Genomic DNA, 16,892 nt, shown 5'->3' on the forward strand with positions numbered 1-16,892 from the left:
CACTGGACGGGGAAATCCTCATGGCCCTCGGCGCCACGTTCGCCGCGCTGCGCCACCGCAACTACCGGATCTGGGCCGCCGCCGGGTTCGTGTCGGTCATCGGGACCTGGATGCAGGTTCTCGGCGTCAACTGGTACGTGCTGGCGCAGACCGGGTCCGCCACCTCGATGGGGCTCACCGTCCTGTTGCAGGCGCTGCCCAGCCTGGTGCTCAGCGTCTGGGGCGGCGCGCTGGCCGACCGGCTGCCCGCCAAGCCGCTGCTGATCGGCGCCCAGGCCGCCCACGCGCTGCTCGCCGCCGGGCTGGCCATGGTCGCCGTCACCGGCACCGGCGGCCTGCCGGCCATCTACGCGATCTCCCTGGTCACCGGCGCGGTGTCGGCGATCGAGGGCCCGGTGATGGGCCGCTGGTGCTCGACCCTGGTGGACCGGGAGAGCCTCGGCAACGCGCTCGCCCTCGGCTCGCTCACCAACTCGGCCGGCCGCATCCTGGGCATGAGCGTCGGCGCCGTCGTGGTGGCCGCCGTCGGCCCCGCGCTGCTTTTCGCGATCAACGCCGCCAGCTTCGTCGCGGTGGTGGCGGCCCTGTTCGCCGTACGCGAGGAGGAGCGGCACGGCGCACCGGACGACGGCTTGCGGTCGCGGCGCGGCGCAAGACGGGCCGAGCTGGAGTTGTCGGAGGCCGAGGCGGCGCCGGCGGACCGCAGCATCCGGGCCGGCTTCCGGTACCTGCTGCGGCAGCCGGTGGTGCTGGTGGCCCTGGCGCTGTCCTTCGTGCTCGGCAGCCTGGGCCGCAACTACCAGGTGACCATGGCCGCGATGAGCGACGGTCCGCTGCGCGGCGGCGCGTCCGGGTACGGCTTCCTCTCCACCGTCTTCGCGGTCGGTACGGTGCTCGGCGCACTGGTCGCGGCCCGCCGCCGGGAGCTCGGCTACCGGGTGCTGGTGGGGGCCGGCCTGCTGGCCAGCGCCCTGCAGATCGTCGCCGGGCTGGCCCCCGGCACGCTGAGCTTCGCCGCGGTGATGCTGCCGGTGGCGGCGGCGGCCGTGATCATCGACACCACGGTCGGCGCCCGCGCCCAGCTCGACACCGACTACGCCATGCGGGGGCGGGTGCTGGCCGCCCTGGCGGTCACCGGCTCGGTCTCCGCGGCCGTCGGCGCGCCCCTGCTCGGCTGGCTCGCCGAGCACGCCGGACCCCGGCAGACCCTGGTGCTGGCCGGCACGCTCACCACCGTCGCCACCGTGGCGGCTGGGGTGGCCCTCGACCGGCTCCGGGAGCGGCGGCTGCGGCGCCGGCTCAGCCTGGTGCTCGCCGCGCCCGCCGTGCGCCGCCGCGCCGCCGCCACCGCCCGCGTCGTCCGGCCGGCGAGCGTCCCGGCGGTCGCCCGCCCGGTGGCCGCGGCCGGCCCCGTCGCCCCGATGGCCGCCGAGGGCCCGCGCCCGGTCTCGGCGTCCCGCCCGGTGGGGCTGCGCCTGCCCGGCACGCGGTTCGCCGGGCTGCGCCCGCGGGCTGGGCGGTTCGCGGCCGGCCCGTCCGCCCGCACGGCCCACGAGTGCGCCGCCTGTGCGTCGCACCGGTCGCGCCGCCGGTCCCGGGCCACGGCATTGGTTCACGCGGCCGACTGCGCCCTCGCCGGCTGACCCGGCCGGACCCGCTACCGACCTGACGGCATCGGGCCCTTCAAGATCCCGCTCGATCCAGGAAGTAGTGGCGCCCCGCGTCCCGGGAGGCCACTACTTCCACGTTCGAGCGCGACCTGCGGGCCGGTGCGGCTACTCCGGCGGAACGCGCTGACCGGCGCGTGGGTGGCGGCGCGCGGGTGAGTCGCCCGCGCTGTCAGCCCCGGAGTCGGATCAGCGTCCCGCCGTCGCGAGTTCGCCGGTCAGCTCCGGCCCGGCGCTTCCCGGCGACAGCTCCGCGCGCCGTTCACGCGTCGCCGGCCGGCCGGCCGGAACGATCAGCGCGGCCATCGCGGCGGCCAGCGCGATCCCGGTGAGCACCAGGAACCCCAGGGTGAACCCGGCCTCGCGCGGCAGCCCGCTCGCCTGCGGGTGGGCGGTGATCACGCCGCTCACCACCGCGGCACCGATCGCGCCGCCGATGGTGCGGATGTTGGCGTTCATGCCGGTGGCCACCCCGGTCTGCCCGGGCGGCACGCTGGCCACGATCAGGTTGGCCATCGAGGCGAACGCCAGCCCGATGCCCAGGCCGACCAGTCCCCCGGCCACACCGATCTCCCAGCGGGTGTCGTGGGCGACGGTCAGCATCGCCGAGGCGAGCACGTTGCACACCGCGCCGGTCGCCAACTGTGCCTTGGCGCTGAACCGGCCCTGCAGCCGGCCGGCGGCGAGGCCGGCGACGAACATGGCGACCAGCATCGGCAGCATCAGCAGCCCGGCCTGGGTGACGCTGGCGCCGAAGCCGTATCCGGCGCTGGTCGGGATCTGCACGAACTGCGGCAGGAAGGCGTAGACGGCGAACATCGAGGCGCCGTAGAGCAGGGCGACCAGGTTGGTCGTCCAGACCCCGGGCAGGCGCATCATCCGCAGGTCGATCAGCGGGTTCGCCGAGCGGGCCTCGGCCACCAGCCAGGCGACCAGGAGCAGGCCGGCGAGCACCAGCAGGCCGGTCACCCGACCGGAGGTCCAGCCCCAGGCGGCGCCCTTGCTGATCGGCAGCAGCAGCGCCACCAGCCAGCCGGAGAGCAGCAGGGTGGCCGCCCAGTTGATTCGGCCGGGCGTACGGAGCGGTGACTCCGGCACGAACCGGTGCGCGGCGAGCGCGGTGAGCCCGACGACGACCAGCGGGATCCAGAACAGCCACCGGTACCCCAGGGCGGCGACGATCGGACCGGCCAGGACGACGCCGAGGCCGCCACCGGCGGCGACGATCGCCGAGATCGCCGCGACGGCGGAGCCGACCCGCGCGGCGGGGAACTCGTCGCGGATGATGCCGAACGACAGCGGGAAGACCGCGCCTCCGACGCCCTGGACCACCCGGGCGACGATGAGCACGCCGATGCTGGGCGCGACGGCCGCCAGCAGGCAGCCGAGCGCGAGCGCGGCGAGGGAGACGACCAGCATCCGCTCCTTGCCGACCATGTCGCCGACCCGGCCGAGGACCGGGGTGAAGATCGATGCGGAGAGCAGGTAGGCGGTCAGCACCCAGGTCACGGTGTTCTGGGAGGTGTGCAGGTCGTGCTGGATGGTGGGCAGCACCGGGGTGATCAGCGACTGGAGCATCGCGAAGAAGCCGGTGCCGGCCGCGAGGACGAGGAAGGTCAACCGACGCGAGCCGCGTCGGATGGTTTCGGTCACGGAGGGAACTCCCGTTCGCGTACGAAAGAAAGGTCTGCCGGGGGCGACGGTCGGTCGCCCGGGTGTGCGGTCGACGTGACCGCGGGGCCGCTCGCGCGGATCGGGGGACGGCTCGCGCACGGGCGCGGCCGGGGCGATCTGCCGCGGTGGCGGCCGGGACTGCCGGTGTTCAGCCGAATGCGGGCATGGTGGGACCTCCTGGGTCCGGTGTCTGGATGGCCGATCGCGCAGGTGGGGATCGGCCCGAAATCCGGAGTAAGCTATCCGGAGGCATGGCTCCGGTCATTTCCGGAGGGGTGCCTCCACTAACCTAGCGGAGGGGTGCCTCCGGTTGCAAGGCAGGAGAGGTGACGCCCGTCATGGCCAGCGGCGACCAGCTGGGGGAGGTCCTTGCGCGCCGCCCGAAACGAGCGGATGCCCGGCGCAACTACGACGCGTTGATCGCCGCCGCGCGGGAGGTCTTCGGGGAGTGCGGTGCGGGCGCCTCGCTGGAGGAGATCGCCCGGCGGGCCGGGGTCGGCATCGGGACGCTCTACCGGAACTTCCCCAACCGGCGTGACCTGTTCGAGGCGGTCTACGTCGAGGAGGTGGGAGCGCTCAGCCGGTCCGCCGCCGACCTGGCGGACCTCCCGCCGTGGGATGCCCTGGTCGCCTGGCTCAACCGGTTCGTCGCCTACGTCGGCACCAAGCGAGCCCTCGCCGAGGAGCTGGTGCACGACTCCGAGGTGTTCCGCAGCTGCCGCACCGAGATCTACGCCGCGGGCGAGCCGTTGCTGCGCCGCGCTCAGGAGGCCGGGGTGGCCCGGCCGGACGCCAGCTTCGACGACGTGGTGCGGCTGATCAGCGGGATCACGGCGTACCAGTTCCCCGAGCCGGCCCAGCGCGACCGGGTGCTGGCCATCGCCCTGGACGGCCTGCGCCACCCGGCTGCGCGCCCCTGACGCCCGGGAAGGTCCGCGCGCCGGGTCCGGTCGCGTCGAGCGCAGCCGGGCCGTGGGCCGGGTCGGCGGTGCCAGGCCGGCAGCCGCCGAGGCCACCCGGATGGCTGGGGTGGTCCTGCCAAGGCGGCGGCCGGCGGCTCCCAGGGAACCCGCCGGCCGCCGCCGGTACTCAGGAGTGGTCAGCCGCCAGGTCGGCGTTGCTCGGCCGGCCCCACGGGCCGGTGATCGCGAAGACGTAGCCGGGGGACTGGATGTTGGCGAACAGAATCTTCCCGTCGGCGCTGAACGCCGGCCCGGTGAACTCGCTCTCGTTCAGCTCGTTGCGGGCCAGCGGGTACGCCTTGCCCTGCTCGGTCACCCCGACCAGGTGCGACAGGCCCTCGCCGTCCTCGGCCAGGATCACCCCGCCGTACGGCGACACGGTGATGTTGTCCGGGCCGTCGTAGTTGCCGGTCTCCTCGTCCGGGTTCTGGTTCACCCCGAAGATGGTCTTCAGCGTGACGGTCTCGGTCCGCGCGTCGTAGAACCACACCTGGCCGTCGTGCTCGTTGACGCTGCCGTCGGAGTGCCGGGCGAAGCTGGCCACGAAGTACGCGCCGCCGTCGGCCCACCAGGCGCCCTCCAGCTTGCGGCTGCGGGTCACCTGCTCGTCGGTGAACTGCTTACGCACCGAGACGGTCTTCGCGTCCCGGTCCGGCACGTCCACCCACTCCACCTTGTAGCGGGTGCCCGGCGTGGTCGCCTCGGACAGGTCGGCGACGTGCTGGCTGCCCCGGAAGCACTTCATCGCCTGGAGGCTGCCGGCAGTGTCCCCGTCGGGACGCTGCGCCAGCGCGCGCAGCGCGCCCTTGCCGCCGCGGAAGCCGGCCGGCGGCGTCCAGCGGAAGTAGAGCCCGTTCGGCCCGCCGGCGTCCTCGGTCAGGTAGATCGCGTGGGTGTACGGGTCGACGGCCACCGCCTCGTGCGCGTACCGGCCGAGGAACTTCAGCGGCACCGGGTCCAGGTTGGCGGACCGGTCGTGCGGGTCGACCTCGAAGGTGTAGCCGTGGTCCTTCAGGTACCGCCCGCCGGCCTTCTGCTCGGTCTCCTCGCAGGTCAGCCAGGTGCCCCACGGGGTGATGCCGCCGGCGCAGTTGTTGTGCGTCCCGGCCACGCTGACGTACTCGCGCAGCCGCCGGCCCTGGGCGTCCACCTCGATGGTGGTGGTGCCGCCGCGGGCACCGGGGTCGTAGGTGAGGCCGGCCAGCGCGGGCACCGGGAAGGGCTCGCTGCCGCCGATCTCGTGGTTGTTGACCAGCACCGAGCCCTCACGGCCGAGGAAGCAGCCGGTGCCGTCGGCGTCGCTCGGGGTCGGCTGCCCGGACTCCAGCAGGGTCACGCCGGCCTGCGCCACGATGGTGTACGAGAAGCCGGGCGGCAGGGCCAGCAGGCCGGCCGGGTCCGGAACGAGTTCGCCGTAGCCGACCGCCGGGCGGGCCGCGGCCCGCGCCGCCGCCGGTCCCGCGATGACGTCCAGGTTACCGGCCACCACGATGCCGAGGGCGCCAGCGGCACCGCCGCGCAGCATGGACCGGCGGGAAATGGGGGAGGAGCTCACGTCGTCGCCTTCCTGTTCACGATGCTTCCGTCAGCAGGCAAACGGCGGCCGGGGAACGCCGCCGACGCGGCCGGGGTCCGCGAGGTGAACAGTAGACAAATCCTGAAAACGCGTCACGTACTGTGCCGGCTCGGCGGGCTTCCGTTAGGGTTCCCTCGATCGGGACCGCGACGGCGTCGGAGGGACGGGACGGTGGGCAGGCTCGCGACGGCGTACGGGCAGGCGGTCGCCTTCCACCGGCAGGCCGTACGGCGCTGGGAGGCCGCGCGGCGGGCGCTCGCCGCCGCCGGGCCGGTCGCCCCCGGCAGCCCCGAGCTGGTCGCCCGGCTGGCCCGGCTCGGCGCCGAACTGGCCGCCGCCGCACCAGGCGCCGCCCGCCCGGTCACGACCCCGGTGCCGGTCCGCATCGGCGAAGCGACCACCCTGGACGGTCGCTTCCCGGTGCTGGTGCCGCTGGCCGGCGGCACGCACCTCGCGGTCGACACCGACGCCCGCGATCCGCGGGTCGGTGAGCTGCTGCGGGCCGTGGTGGTGCGGCTGCTCGCCGCCGCGCCGGCCGGCACGGTCCGGGTCGCCGGCATCGACCCCGCCGCGTTCGGCGCCGCGTTCCTGCCGCTGCGCCCGCTGCTGGACGCCGGGGTGCTCGGCCCCGCCGCGATCACCGCCGCCGAGGTGGCCGCCCTGCTCGACGAGGCGGAACGGCACGCCCGCAGCGCCCAGCAGGCGGCCCGGGACGACCAGGAGTTGCTGCTGGTGGTCGCCGCCTCCGCCCCGCCGCCCCGCGAGCTGGCCCGGCTCGCCGCGCTCACCCACGCCGGTCCGGCCGCGGCGGTCTGCGTGCTGCTCGCCGGCTACCCCGCCGCCGGTCCCGGCGACCCGCCACCGCCGCTCGGCGCCACCACCCAGCTACGGCGGGGCGACCGGTACGCGCTGGTCGGCGACCCACCCGGCCAGCCGTTCAGCGCCGACGGCAGCGGCCTGCCCGCCCCGGTGGTGCTCGACGGCGACCCGGCGCACGCCACCGTCACCGGGCTGGCCCGGCAGCTCGCCGCGGCCGCCCGCCGGGCCGAGGCGGTGACCTTCGCCGACCTGCTCCCGGCCAGCCGCTGGGCCGAGTCGTCCGCCACCGGGCTGCGTACCGTGCTCGGCCGGTCGGTTCGCCAACTCCAGCTCGGCGCGTCCGACGCCGCGCCACGATCTGCAGCCGGCGCTGGAGTCGTCGGCCAGCCGGTCACGGTCGCCTTCGACGACGCCACCCCGCACTGGCTGGTCGGCGGGCGGACCGGCGCGGGCAAGACGGTGTTCCTGCTCGACGTGCTCTACGGCCTGGCCGCCCGGTACGCCCCGACCGAGCTCCAGCTCCTCCTGCTCGACTTCAAGGAGGGCGTCAGCTTCACCGAGTTCGTCCCCACCGAGCGCGACCCGTCCTGGCTGCCGCACGCCCGCGCGGTCGGCATCGAGTCCGACCGCGAGTACGGCGTCGCCGTGCTGCGCGAGCTGCGCGAGGAGCTGACCCGCCGGGCCGACCTGCTCAAGCACCACGGCGTCACCAAGCTCGCCGACCTGCCGGCCGAGCACCGGCCACCCCGGATCGTCACCGTGGTCGACGAGTTCCACGTGCTGTTCGCGGGCAACGACGCCCTCGCCCGGCAGGCCGTCGACCTGCTGGAGGAGTTGGCCCGCAAGGCTCGCTCGTACGGCCTGCACCTGGTGCTGGCCAGCCAGAGCACCACCGGCATCGAGGCCCTGTACGGCCGGGCCGAGGCCATCTTCGGCCAGTTCCCGCTGCGGGTGGCGCTCGCCGGCGGGAGCGGGGTGCTCGACCCGCTCAACGACGCCGCGCAGGCGCTGCGGGTGGGGACGGCCGTGGTCAACACCGCCGGGGGCGCGGCCGGCGCGAACACCGAGGTCCGCTTCCCCGACGCGCACGCCGCCGGCGCCGACCTGGCCACCCTCCGGCACGAGCTGTTCCAGGCCCGGCCGGCGGGCACCCGCCCGCCCATCGTCTTCCGCGGGTACGAGACGCCGCGACTGGCCGCCGACCCCACCTGGGCCGCGCTGCGGCCGGGCACCGAGCCGCCGCTCGCGCTGGTCGGCCGGACGGTGGACGTGGCCGGCAGCACGGCAGCCTTCCGCCTGGACGCCAACCCCGGCCGGCACCTCGCCGTGGTCGGCACCGCCTCGGCCGGGGTGGACGTGCTCCGCTCGGCCACCCTCAGCCTGGCCCGGCAGCAGGCCCCCGGCACGACCCGCTTCCTGCTCGCCCCCCTGGCGTCCGGCACCACCGATGCCGCCGACGACCTGGCGATGACCCTGGCCGCCGCCGGGCATCCGGTCCGCCGCCTCGACGCGGCGGCACTGCGCGCCCAACTCGCCGAGCTGGCCGCCGGACCCGGCGGTGAGCGACCGGGCGGCCCGCCCGGCGCCCCGGCTGGCTCGGCGGGCGATGCGCCCGGGCGCACCTATCTCGTGGTGTTCGGGGTGGACGCCGCCTCCGGCGTGCTCGCCGCCACCGACCCGGCCACCTTCCGCTCCGGGCACGACGACCTGCGGGCCGTGCTGCGCCAGGGGCCGGCGCACGGGGTGCACCTGCTCGGCTGGTGGCGCGGGCTGCGCCGACTCGGCGAGGACCTCGGCGGTACGCAGAACCGCGACGACCTGGCCTGCCTGGTCGCGCTGAACGTGTCCGGCGCCGACCTCGGCCTGCATCTGGGCTGGCACGACCTCGGCTACGTCCCGCGTGACGGGCGGGCCCTGCTGGTGGACCGGCACGACCAGCGGACCACCCTGATCGTGCCCTTCGTCGGTGACGGAGGCGACGCGTGAGCGGATTCGAGGAGTACGCGGCCCTGGCCCGGGAGCTGTCCGCGCGGCAGCGCGGCGAGGAGCAGGCCGTCGCCGCAGAGGCGGAACGCCGCCGGTCCCTGCACACCGCCGTTGACCAACTCGGCCAGCGGCTCGCCGCCCAGGGTCAGCGCCTCGACCAGCTCGGCCGGGCCGCCGGACTGCCGGCTTCGCCGCCAGCGGACCCGGCGGACCGGGTTCCGGCACAGGGCGGACCGGCGATCCCGGCTGGGCCGGCACCGGCCTGGTCGACGCCGACCGGTGTGTCGAGTCTGGCCGGACCCGGGCCTAGCACGGGGCCGGGGGCCGTACCGCCGCCGGCGGGCGCACCGCGCCTGGCGGGGGCACCCGGACCCGCGCCCGGAACCGGGGCGGGGGCGACCGGCGGCGCAGCCGCCGCGCCGGGGCGGCCGGGCGTCGGGGCGTACCCGGAAAATGCCGTGCCCGCCCCCTCGGTGGAGGCGGACCCGGCGGCGGAACTGGCCGCGGCCCGACAACTGGTCGACGAGGCCGACCGGTACGGGCAGCAGGCCGAGGCGATCGCGCACCGGCCCGCGCTGCTGCCGACCTGGTCGCCGCCGGCTCGGGCCGTCGCGGTCTACGTGGCGTGCGCGCTGGCCGGCTCGGTGCTGATGCTGGTCGCGCTGGTGGGCTCGCAGATCCCGGCCACCGGGCTCGATCTGGTGGCCGCCGCCTCGTGCGCGGGTGTGCCGCTGCTGTCGTTCCTCGCCGGGCAGCTGGTGCTCGCCCGCTGGGGCCGGCCGCCGGTCAGCTCCGACCCCCCGCCGTCGCGGTACGTCCCGCTCGGCTTCGTGATCTGTGCGCTGTTCTCCCCGTCGCTGTTCTGCGTCTACCTCCTGGTGTTCCGCCTGATGCGCTGACCATGCGGGATCCCGGCCGGCCGAGTATCCGTGATCGGATGGTCGCGGGGCGTGCCGTGATCTCGTAGGCTCCTCAGTGGCCGGTGCCGGTGCCGGTGCCGGTGCCGGTGCCGGTGCCGTGGTGCGGTCGGGGCGACGCGGCGGGACGGGGAGGGCGCGTGAGCGAGCGGAGCGAGCGAACCATTCAGTTCAGCAGCGAGGCGGTGGCGTGAGCGCAGCGCAGATCATCGCCAGGCTGGCGGCGGCGGCGCAGAAGCTGGACGAGGCGAAGGCCAAGACGGCGGCTGCGGCCCAGGACGCGGCCGAGGCGCGCGCGCTGGTGGCCGGCGCGCTGGAGGGCGTGGCGGCGGGACCGTTGCTCGGCGTGGTCGACGCCTATCGGCAGGCCCTGGCCCAGGCCGCCCAGGGCGGCGAGCCCGCCCGGCAGCATGTCCAGGAGACCATCGCCAAGGTCCAGGCGCTGGGAAACTGAGCCCGGGATGAGCGATCGGGGCGGGTCCATCGCCCGCGACGGCGGTGATCTGGACGGCTTCCACGTCGGTCACGTGCCGGCCGGCGCCGGCACCGAGGTGTCGGACTTCGCCAGCGAGTGGGACGAGGTCAGCTTCGCCACCCGGGTCTGGGAGCGCCAGGTCGCGGAGGGCTACCGGGTCGACCTGCGGGTGCACGTGCTCCGCGGGGAGCGGCTCATCGACCTCACCGCGTTGCACGATTTCCTCGCCGACTACCACGAGCGCGACCCGGCTGGTGGGGAGTGGGTCGAGCTCGCCCATCCCGACGGCCCCGGCCTGATCGGCGTGGGGGAGGCGTTCTGGCTGGTCGAGCCGGGCGTCGCGGTCGACGTGCTGGCCGACCCGGAGCGGTGCGACCGCGCCGGGCTGGCGGCGACCGCTCGCGCGATCACCCGCGCGATCGCCTCGGCGTGAGCGCCGCCGTCGGTTCGGCGGCCCGGGACCGGTCCGGCGCGTCCCGCTAATCCACAGGGGACAGTTGCCCGGTACGCCGGTTTGTGCGTTTCGCGGAACAACGGGTTACCGGCGCGTAACTTTTCATTGACGTATGTGAAATCTGCCACGCATCATCGTTCCCACGACCGATCGGATCCCCTCACCCGTCCCTCCCGGTTCCCCGGGTGCCTCCCATCGGAGGTGCAGCCATGCTGCTCCGAAAGATCCTGGTCGCCACCACCACCGTCGCCGCCCTGCTGCTCCCCGCCACCGCCGCCCAGGCTGCCGCGGAGGGTGCCGCCACCCCCGCCGGCGCCACCGAGACCGTCGGCCGCACCGCCGCGGCCACCGGCAACCCCGTCATCGTCGTCGGGGGCCTGATCGGGGTCTCCATCGCGTACGAGCCGATCGCCGCCCGGCTGCGCGCCGACGGCTACCGGGTCTCCATCTACCAGCTCCCCGACCTCGGCTTCGGCGACATCCGGGAATCCGCCCGCGCGCTGTCGTCCTACGTGGACCAGGTCCGCGCCGCCACCGGGGCGGCCAAGGTGGACCTGGTCACCCACTCCGAGGGCGGCCTGGTCTCCCGCTGGTACGTGAAGTTCCTCGGCGGCGCAGACACGGTCGGCCGCTATGTCAGCCTGGGCACCCCCCAGCAGGGCACCTACGTCGCGAACATCGTGAAGTTCCTCGGCCTGGGCAGTTGCGCCGGCATCGTCGCCTGCCAGCAGATGTCGGTCGGCTCGGGTCTGCTCGCCGACCTCAACGGCGGTGACGACACCCCGGGCGCGGTCCGCTGGACCACGATCCGGACCTGGCAGGACGAGCTGGTGATCCCGGTCGACAACGCCACCCTCGCCGACGGCGCGACCAACGTGCTGATCCAGTCGTCGTGCCCGCTGCGAGTGGTCGGCCACCTCGGTCTTGTCCTCGACGGCACGGCCTACAGCATCGTCCGGCAGGCGCTCGCCGGCGCCGCCATCCACCCGAACTGCTTCGCCATCTGATCCGAGCACCCGACGGGCGGTCGAATGCCGCCCGCCGGTCCGGCCGTGGATCACGTCAGCGGCCATCCTCGGGGCAGCATGCTCACGGCGTGACGTGCAGCGCGCCGGGCGGGTCGACCGGGTACAGCGTGCCGTCGAAGCCGGCCAGGAACTTCGCCGGGACGAACGGCGCGGTGGGTCGGGAACCCGGCGGTGCCTCGGGCAGTTGGGCCGAGCGACCGCGGCGGCCGTGCGAGCCGTGCGACGCTGGGCCGGGGCGTACGTCTGGAGGTGCGACATGACCGGAACACCGCAGGTCGACTTCGCGCTCAACACGTACGAGTGCATCGTGCTCTACCCGGGGCCGTCCGGCCGGGCCCTGCCCGAGGAGACGGTGCAGCGGTTGCAGGCCGAGCACCAGGAGCACATGCAGGCGCTGCTCCGGCGGGGCATCATTCTGATCGACGGCTCGGTGGACGGTCCGGCCCGCGAGCCGGACCCGCCGATCGGCTTCGGCCTGGCGCGCACCGGCTCGGTGGACGACGTGCGTACCGTCATGGAGGCCGACCCGGCGGTGCAGGCCGGGCTCTACCGGGTGGACGTGCTGACCTTCCTCTGCCCGGCCGGCTCGCTGGAGTTCCCGCTGGCCCAGGCGCAGCGCTGAGCGCGGTGGGGCAACGGTCGACGCCGCCTCGACCGGCGCTCGCGGGTGGGTCGGGAGCGCCCCGACGGGACATGGTGGCGGGGGGTACGATTTCCGCCGCGCGGTCGCCGATGCCCGCCACCCACGACGTTCCGGCTGCGGTTCCTCTCCGCCCGCCGCGCGGGGATGGCCCGTCGTTGGACAATTCCGCACTCTGAAAGGGGTCGGCCGGCAGGTCGACCCGGAGGAGAGACTAGCCTGATGGGCGTGACACGCCGCGCGAAGATCGTCTGCACCCTCGGCCCCGCCACCTCGTCCCCGGAGCGCATTCGGGGCCTCGTCGAGGCGGGCATGAACGTGGCGAGGCTCAACTTCAGCCACGGCAGCCACGCCGACCACGAGGCGGTCTGCCGGCTGGTCCGCGAGGCGGCCGAGGCGGCGGGGCGCCCGGTGGCGGTCCTCGCGGACCTGCAGGGCCCGAAGATCCGGCTCGGCCGGTTCGCCGACGGCCCGCACGAGTGGCGCACCGGCGACTCCGTGGTGATCACCGGTGACGACATCCTCGGCACCAAGGACCGGGTCTCCTGCACCTACCGCAAGCTGCCGCAGGAGGTGAAGCCGGGTGACCGGCTGCTGATCGACGACGGCCGGGTCGCGGTCGAGGTCAGCGACGTCACCGGCAACGACATCCGCTGCCTGGTCACCGAGGGCGGCGCGGTCTCCAACAACAAGGGCGTCTCGCTGCCGAACGTGGCGGTCAGCGTCCCGGCCCTGTCGGAGAAGGACGCCGAGGACCTGCGGTTCGCCCTCGGCCTGGGCGTCGACCTGATCGCGCTCTCCTTCGTGCGCTCGCCGGAGGACATCAAGCTGGTGCACGCGATCATGGCCGAGGAGGGCGTGCAGCGCCCGGTCCTGGCCAAGGTCGAGAAGCCCGAGGCGGTCGACCACCTGGAGGCGATCGTGCTCGCCTTCGACGGGGTCATGGTCGCCCGCGGCGACCTCGGCGTCGAGCTGCCGCTGGACCAGGTGCCGCTGGTGCAGAAGCGCGCCGTGCAGCTCTGCCGGGAGAACGCCAAGCCGGTCATCGTGGCCACCCAGATGCTCGACTCCATGATCGAGAATTCGCGGCCGACCCGCGCCGAGGCCTCCGACGTGGCCAACGCGGTGCTCGACGGCGCGGACGCCGTGATGCTTTCCGGCGAGACCAGCGTCGGCAAGTACCCGGTGCTCACGGTCAGCACCATGGCCAAGATCATCTCCACCACCGAGTCCGGCTCGATCGCCGTGCCGCGGCTGCAGCACGACCCGCGTACCCACGGCGGCGCCCTCACCGTCGGCGCGTCCTCCATCGCCCGGGCCATCGGCGCCAAGGCGCTGGTCGCCTTCTCGCAGACCGGCGACACCGTCCGGCGGCTCAGCCGGCTGCACTGCGACCTGCCGCTGCTCGCCTTCACCCCGGTGCCCGAGGTGCGCAACCAGCTCGCCCTCTCCTGGGGCGTGGAGACCTTCCTGATGCCGTTCGTCGCGCACACCGACGACATGTTCCGCCAGGTCGACCAGGCGCTGCTCGGCCTCAACCGGGCCAACCCCGGCGATCACGTGGTGATCGTGGCCGGCAGCCCGCCCGGCACCCCCGGCTCCACCAACACCCTGCGGGTGCACCAGCTCGGCTCGCTGGTCGACGCCGCCTCGGCCCGAGCGCTGCAGTGAGCGAGCGGGGCGCCCGAGCCATCCGGCTCGGTGGCGAGGCGCCGGCGTGAGCGCGAGGAGTGAGCCGCTTTTGCGAGCCCCGCGGTCGCGAACTGAGGTGGCCCCGTGAGCGCGAGGAGTGAGCCGGTTTTGCGAGCCCCGCAGTCGCGAACTGAGGTGGCCCCGTGAGCGCGAGGAGTGAGCCGGTTTTGCGAGCCCCGCAGTCGCGAACTGAGGTGGCCCCGTGAGCGAGCAGCCGGTGGCGACCGGCCAAGCCGCGGTCGACCAGCTCCTCGAAGTCCTCGACCTGGACAAGATCGGCGAGATGACCTTCCGGGGGATCAGCCCGCCGGTCGGCCCGCAGCGGGTGTACGGCGGCCAGGTCGCCGGCCAGGCCCTGGTGGCCGCCGGCCGCACCGTCGACCCGGAGCGCTTCGTGCACTCCCTGCACGGCTACTTCGTCCGCCCCGGTGACCCGGCCGAGCCGATCGAATACCGGGTCGAGGACATCCGGGACGGCCGGTCCTTCTCGGTCCGCCGCTCGGTCGCGCTGCAGCACGACAAGCCGATCTTCTTCATGTCGGCCTCGTTCCAACGGCAGGAGGAGGGGCTGGACCACCACGCGCCGGCCCCGCCGGACGTGCCGGGGCCGGACGAGATCCCGACCATGACCGACCGGCTCGCCCGCTACCCGGAGCGCCTCGGCATCTGGGGTCAGATCCCGCGCCCGATCGACGTCCGCTACGTCGGCGAGCCCGGCTGGGTACGCCCCGGCGACCGCCCCGCCGAGCCGCACCAGCGGGTGTGGATGCGCATCGACGGCAAGCTGCCCGACGACCCGCTGCTGCACGCCTGCGCCCTCACGTACGCCTCCGACCTGACCCTGCTCGACTCGGTGCTGTCCGTGCACGGCGAGGTGTGGGGGCCCGGGGGAGTGGTGGGCGCGAGCCTCGACCACGCGCTCTGGTTCCACCGGCGGTTCCGCGCCGACGAGTGGTTCCTCTACGACTGCTGGAGCCCGTCCGCCTCGGGCGCCCGCGGGCTGGCCACCGGCCGGATGTTCACCACCGACGGTCGGCACATCGCCAGTGCGGTGCAGGAGGGCTTGCTGCGCCGCGAGGGCGCCTGACCGGGCCGCCGTGCCCGCTCGGGCGAGGCCGGCAATCCGGCTGGCTGACCAGCCGACTAATCTTGCCGGCATGCGTCTCTCCGCCCGGGTCGACTACGCCCTCCGCGCGGCCGCCGAGCTTGCCTCGGTCGCCGACGGGACGGCCACCGGACGGAGCCGCCCGGTGACCGCCGAGCAGATCGCCCGCGCCCAGGACATCCCGCCGAAGTTCCTGGAGAGCATCCTGCTCCAGTTGCGCCGGGGCGGGATCGTGCACGCCCAGCGGGGGCCCGAGGGCGGCTACTGGCTGGCCCGGCCGGCGGCGGAGATCTCCCTCGCCGAGGTGATCCGGGTGATCGACGGTCCGCTCGCCCACATCCGCGGTCAGCGCCCCGAGGATCTCGGCTACCAGGGAGCGGCCCGGGCGTTGCAGGACGTCTGGATCGCCCTGCGGGCCAGTGAGCGACAGATCCTGGAGCAGGTCTCCCTCGCCGACGTGGCCAGCGGTGCACTGCCCGGCCGGGTCAACGAGCTCGCCGCCGACCCGAGCGCCTGGAGCTGACCGACCCGGCCGTCCGCCGGCCCGCCCCTCAGCCCGTGACCGGGCTGCCCGCGCTCCGCCCGCCGGTCCCGCCCGGCCGGCTGACCCGCGCCCATTCCGCGCCGTCCGGCGCGTCCCACGAACTGGATGGGGGACTTGACCGGAGCGGTCGCGTACCGCATTGTCGACCAAGTCGATAGGAGATACCGAAAAGTCGGAGGACCTCGTGCGTAAGCTGCTGATCCTCGCCCTGGTCGGGCTCGCCGCGCAGCTGGTCGACGGCGCGCTCGGCATGGCGTACGGGCTGACCTCCTCCACCCTGCTGCTGTTCGCCGGGGTGGCGCCGGCCGCCGCGTCCGCCTCGGTGCACCTGGCGGAGATCGGCACCACGCTCGCCGCCGGCGTGGCGCACTGGCGGTTCGGCAACGTCGACTGGCGGGTGGTCGCCCGGATCGCGGTACCCGGCGCGATCGGCGCGTTCGCCGGCGCCACCTTCCTCAGCTCGATCTCCACCGAGGCCGCCGCCCCGTGGATGGCCGCGATCCTGTTCACCCTGGGCGCGTACCTCCTGGTGCGCTTCTCCCGACCGCTGCGCGCCAACCGGGCCGCCGGTCGGCTGCGGGGGCGGTTCCTGGGCCCGCTCGGTCTGGTCGCCGGCTTCATCGACGCCACCGGCGGCGGGGGCTGGGGTCCGGTGGCCACGCCCGCGCTGCTCGTCTCCGGCCGGATGGAGCCGCGCAAGGTCATCGGTTCGGTCGACACCGCCGAGTTCATGGTCGCCGGCGCGGCCAGTGTCGGGTTCCTGATCGGCCTCGGCTCCGAGGGCTTCCTGCTGCCCACCGTGGCCGCACTGCTGATCGGTGGCCTGGTCGCGGCGCCGATCGCCGCCTGGCTGGTCCGCATCGTTCCCGCCCAGCTGCTGGGCGCGACGATCGGCGGCGTGATCGTGCTGACCAACGCCCGGACGCTGCTGCGCGCCGGTGAGCTGGCCGGCCCGGTCCCGTTCCTGGTCTACGCGGTGCTCGGCACCGGTTGGCTGGTCGCGCTGGCGCTGGCCGTGCGGGCGCTGCGCCGCACCCGCCGCGCCCGGGCGGTCGCCGAGGCCGCGCTCGCCGTGCCGGTCGCCGGCGCCCCGGTGGGCCAGGCCGACGCCGCGCCGCCCGAGGAGCCCCGGCGGCTCGCCGCCGCCGTCGAGGGCTGATCCGGGGTACGCCGCCAGCTGCGGGCGCCGGGCTTGGGTGACCGGGGTAGCTGTGGGCGGGATTCGGTGGTTGCTCTGGTGGGCTGGTTGCTGTTGGGCGGTGGTTGCGGTTGTGGGCTGGGGGCGAGGGTGACCGGCTCCGGGCGGTCACGCTTGATCCCTGCGCCGGTCACCCTCGCCCCCAGCCCCGTCGT

General features: G+C 74.8%; 14 protein-coding genes. 12 read left to right on the top strand and 2 right to left on the bottom strand.

All coding sequences use genetic code 11. The annotated features are described in order from the left end of the window. Positions 1–20: 20 nt before the first annotated feature. The gene (locus ABZ783_RS08200) at positions 21–1,643 is read left to right on the top strand and encodes an MFS transporter (protein WP_357435262.1); all 1,623 of its coding nucleotides are present in this window, start codon (positions 21–23) and stop codon (positions 1,641–1,643) included. 213 nt (positions 1,644–1,856) lie between these two features. Here the strand turns inward: ABZ783_RS08200 and ABZ783_RS08205 are convergent, their stop codons facing one another. After that, a complete protein-coding gene (locus ABZ783_RS08205) occupies positions 1,857–3,320 on the bottom strand; it encodes an MFS transporter (protein ID WP_357435264.1) in 1,464 nt (487 codons plus the stop codon). A 347-nt stretch (positions 3,321–3,667) separates the two neighbouring features. Between ABZ783_RS08205 and ABZ783_RS08210 the strand changes: the two genes are divergently transcribed. After that, entirely contained in the window at positions 3,668–4,261 is a 594-nt protein-coding gene (locus ABZ783_RS08210) for a helix-turn-helix domain-containing protein (protein WP_357435266.1), read from the top strand. A gap of 169 nt (positions 4,262–4,430) precedes the next feature. On the opposite strand, the gene ABZ783_RS08215 is transcribed toward ABZ783_RS08210, so the two are convergent. Next, positions 4,431–5,858, bottom strand: a complete 1,428-nt coding sequence (locus ABZ783_RS08215) for an alkaline phosphatase PhoX (protein WP_357435268.1) — start codon at positions 5,856–5,858, stop codon at positions 4,431–4,433. A 192-nt stretch (positions 5,859–6,050) separates the two neighbouring features. Between ABZ783_RS08215 and ABZ783_RS08220 the strand changes: the two genes are divergently transcribed. The 10 genes from ABZ783_RS08220 to ABZ783_RS08265 all read left to right on the top strand — a co-directional run bounded on the left by ABZ783_RS08220 (position 6,051) and on the right by ABZ783_RS08265 (position 16,698). Further along, a complete protein-coding gene (locus ABZ783_RS08220) occupies positions 6,051–8,684 on the top strand; it encodes an FtsK/SpoIIIE domain-containing protein (protein WP_357435269.1) in 2,634 nt (877 codons plus the stop codon). Continuing rightward, entirely contained in the window at positions 8,681–9,583 is a 903-nt protein-coding gene (locus tag ABZ783_RS08225; protein WP_357435271.1) for a hypothetical protein, read from the top strand. Before ABZ783_RS08220 ends, ABZ783_RS08225 begins: the two co-directional genes overlap by 4 nt. 208 nt (positions 9,584–9,791) lie before the next feature. Beyond that, the gene (locus tag ABZ783_RS08230; protein WP_357435273.1) at positions 9,792–10,055 is read left to right on the top strand and encodes a DUF6244 family protein; all 264 of its coding nucleotides are present in this window, start codon (positions 9,792–9,794) and stop codon (positions 10,053–10,055) included. Between the two features lie 7 nt (positions 10,056–10,062). Next, positions 10,063–10,509, top strand: a complete 447-nt coding sequence (locus ABZ783_RS08235; RefSeq protein WP_357435274.1) for a hypothetical protein — start codon at positions 10,063–10,065, stop codon at positions 10,507–10,509. A 230-nt stretch (positions 10,510–10,739) separates the two neighbouring features. After that, positions 10,740–11,537: an alpha/beta fold hydrolase gene (locus ABZ783_RS08240; RefSeq protein ID WP_357435275.1), complete on the top strand. Its 798-nt coding sequence runs from the start codon at positions 10,740–10,742 to the stop codon at positions 11,535–11,537. Between the two features lie 277 nt (positions 11,538–11,814). Beyond that, positions 11,815–12,180 carry a hypothetical protein gene (locus ABZ783_RS08245; RefSeq protein WP_357435277.1) on the top strand — a complete coding sequence of 122 codons (366 nt, stop codon included), beginning with the start codon at positions 11,815–11,817 and terminating at the stop codon, positions 12,178–12,180. 240 nt (positions 12,181–12,420) lie between these two features. Then, positions 12,421–13,869, top strand: coding sequence for a pyruvate kinase (pyk, locus tag ABZ783_RS08250; protein ID WP_357435279.1), 1,449 nt, complete (start codon positions 12,421–12,423; stop codon positions 13,867–13,869). 223 nt (positions 13,870–14,092) lie between these two features. Continuing rightward, complete coding sequence (locus ABZ783_RS08255) at positions 14,093–14,977, top strand: acyl-CoA thioesterase II (protein WP_357435280.1); 885 nt, start codon at positions 14,093–14,095, stop codon at positions 14,975–14,977. A 70-nt stretch (positions 14,978–15,047) separates the two neighbouring features. Next, the gene (locus tag ABZ783_RS08260) at positions 15,048–15,518 is read left to right on the top strand and encodes an Rrf2 family transcriptional regulator (RefSeq protein WP_357435281.1); all 471 of its coding nucleotides are present in this window, start codon (positions 15,048–15,050) and stop codon (positions 15,516–15,518) included. Positions 15,519–15,723: 205 nt separating this feature from the next. Then, complete coding sequence (locus tag ABZ783_RS08265) at positions 15,724–16,698, top strand: sulfite exporter TauE/SafE family protein (protein ID WP_357435282.1); 975 nt, start codon at positions 15,724–15,726, stop codon at positions 16,696–16,698. The last annotated feature ends 194 nt before the right edge of the window (positions 16,699–16,892 follow it).

The organism is Micromonospora sp. NPDC047738, from assembly GCF_040642675.1.
Lineage (GTDB): Bacteria > Actinomycetota > Actinomycetes > Mycobacteriales > Micromonosporaceae > Micromonospora.

What these genes read in the sequence shown, in the direction of transcription:
- ABZ783_RS08200 (WP_357435262.1), top strand. Translation starts at nt 21, where the DNA reads ATGGCCCTCGGCGCCACGTTCGCCGCGCTGCGCCACCGCAACTACCGG.
- pyk (WP_357435279.1), top strand. Translation starts at nt 12,421, where the DNA reads ATGGGCGTGACACGCCGCGCGAAGATCGTCTGCACCCTCGGCCCCGCC.
- ABZ783_RS08245 (WP_357435277.1), top strand. Translation starts at nt 11,815, where the DNA reads ATGACCGGAACACCGCAGGTCGACTTCGCGCTCAACACGTACGAGTGC.
- ABZ783_RS08235 (WP_357435274.1), top strand. Translation starts at nt 10,063, where the DNA reads ATGAGCGATCGGGGCGGGTCCATCGCCCGCGACGGCGGTGATCTGGAC.
- ABZ783_RS08260 (WP_357435281.1), top strand. Translation starts at nt 15,048, where the DNA reads ATGCGTCTCTCCGCCCGGGTCGACTACGCCCTCCGCGCGGCCGCCGAG.
- ABZ783_RS08240 (WP_357435275.1), top strand. Translation starts at nt 10,740, where the DNA reads ATGCTGCTCCGAAAGATCCTGGTCGCCACCACCACCGTCGCCGCCCTG.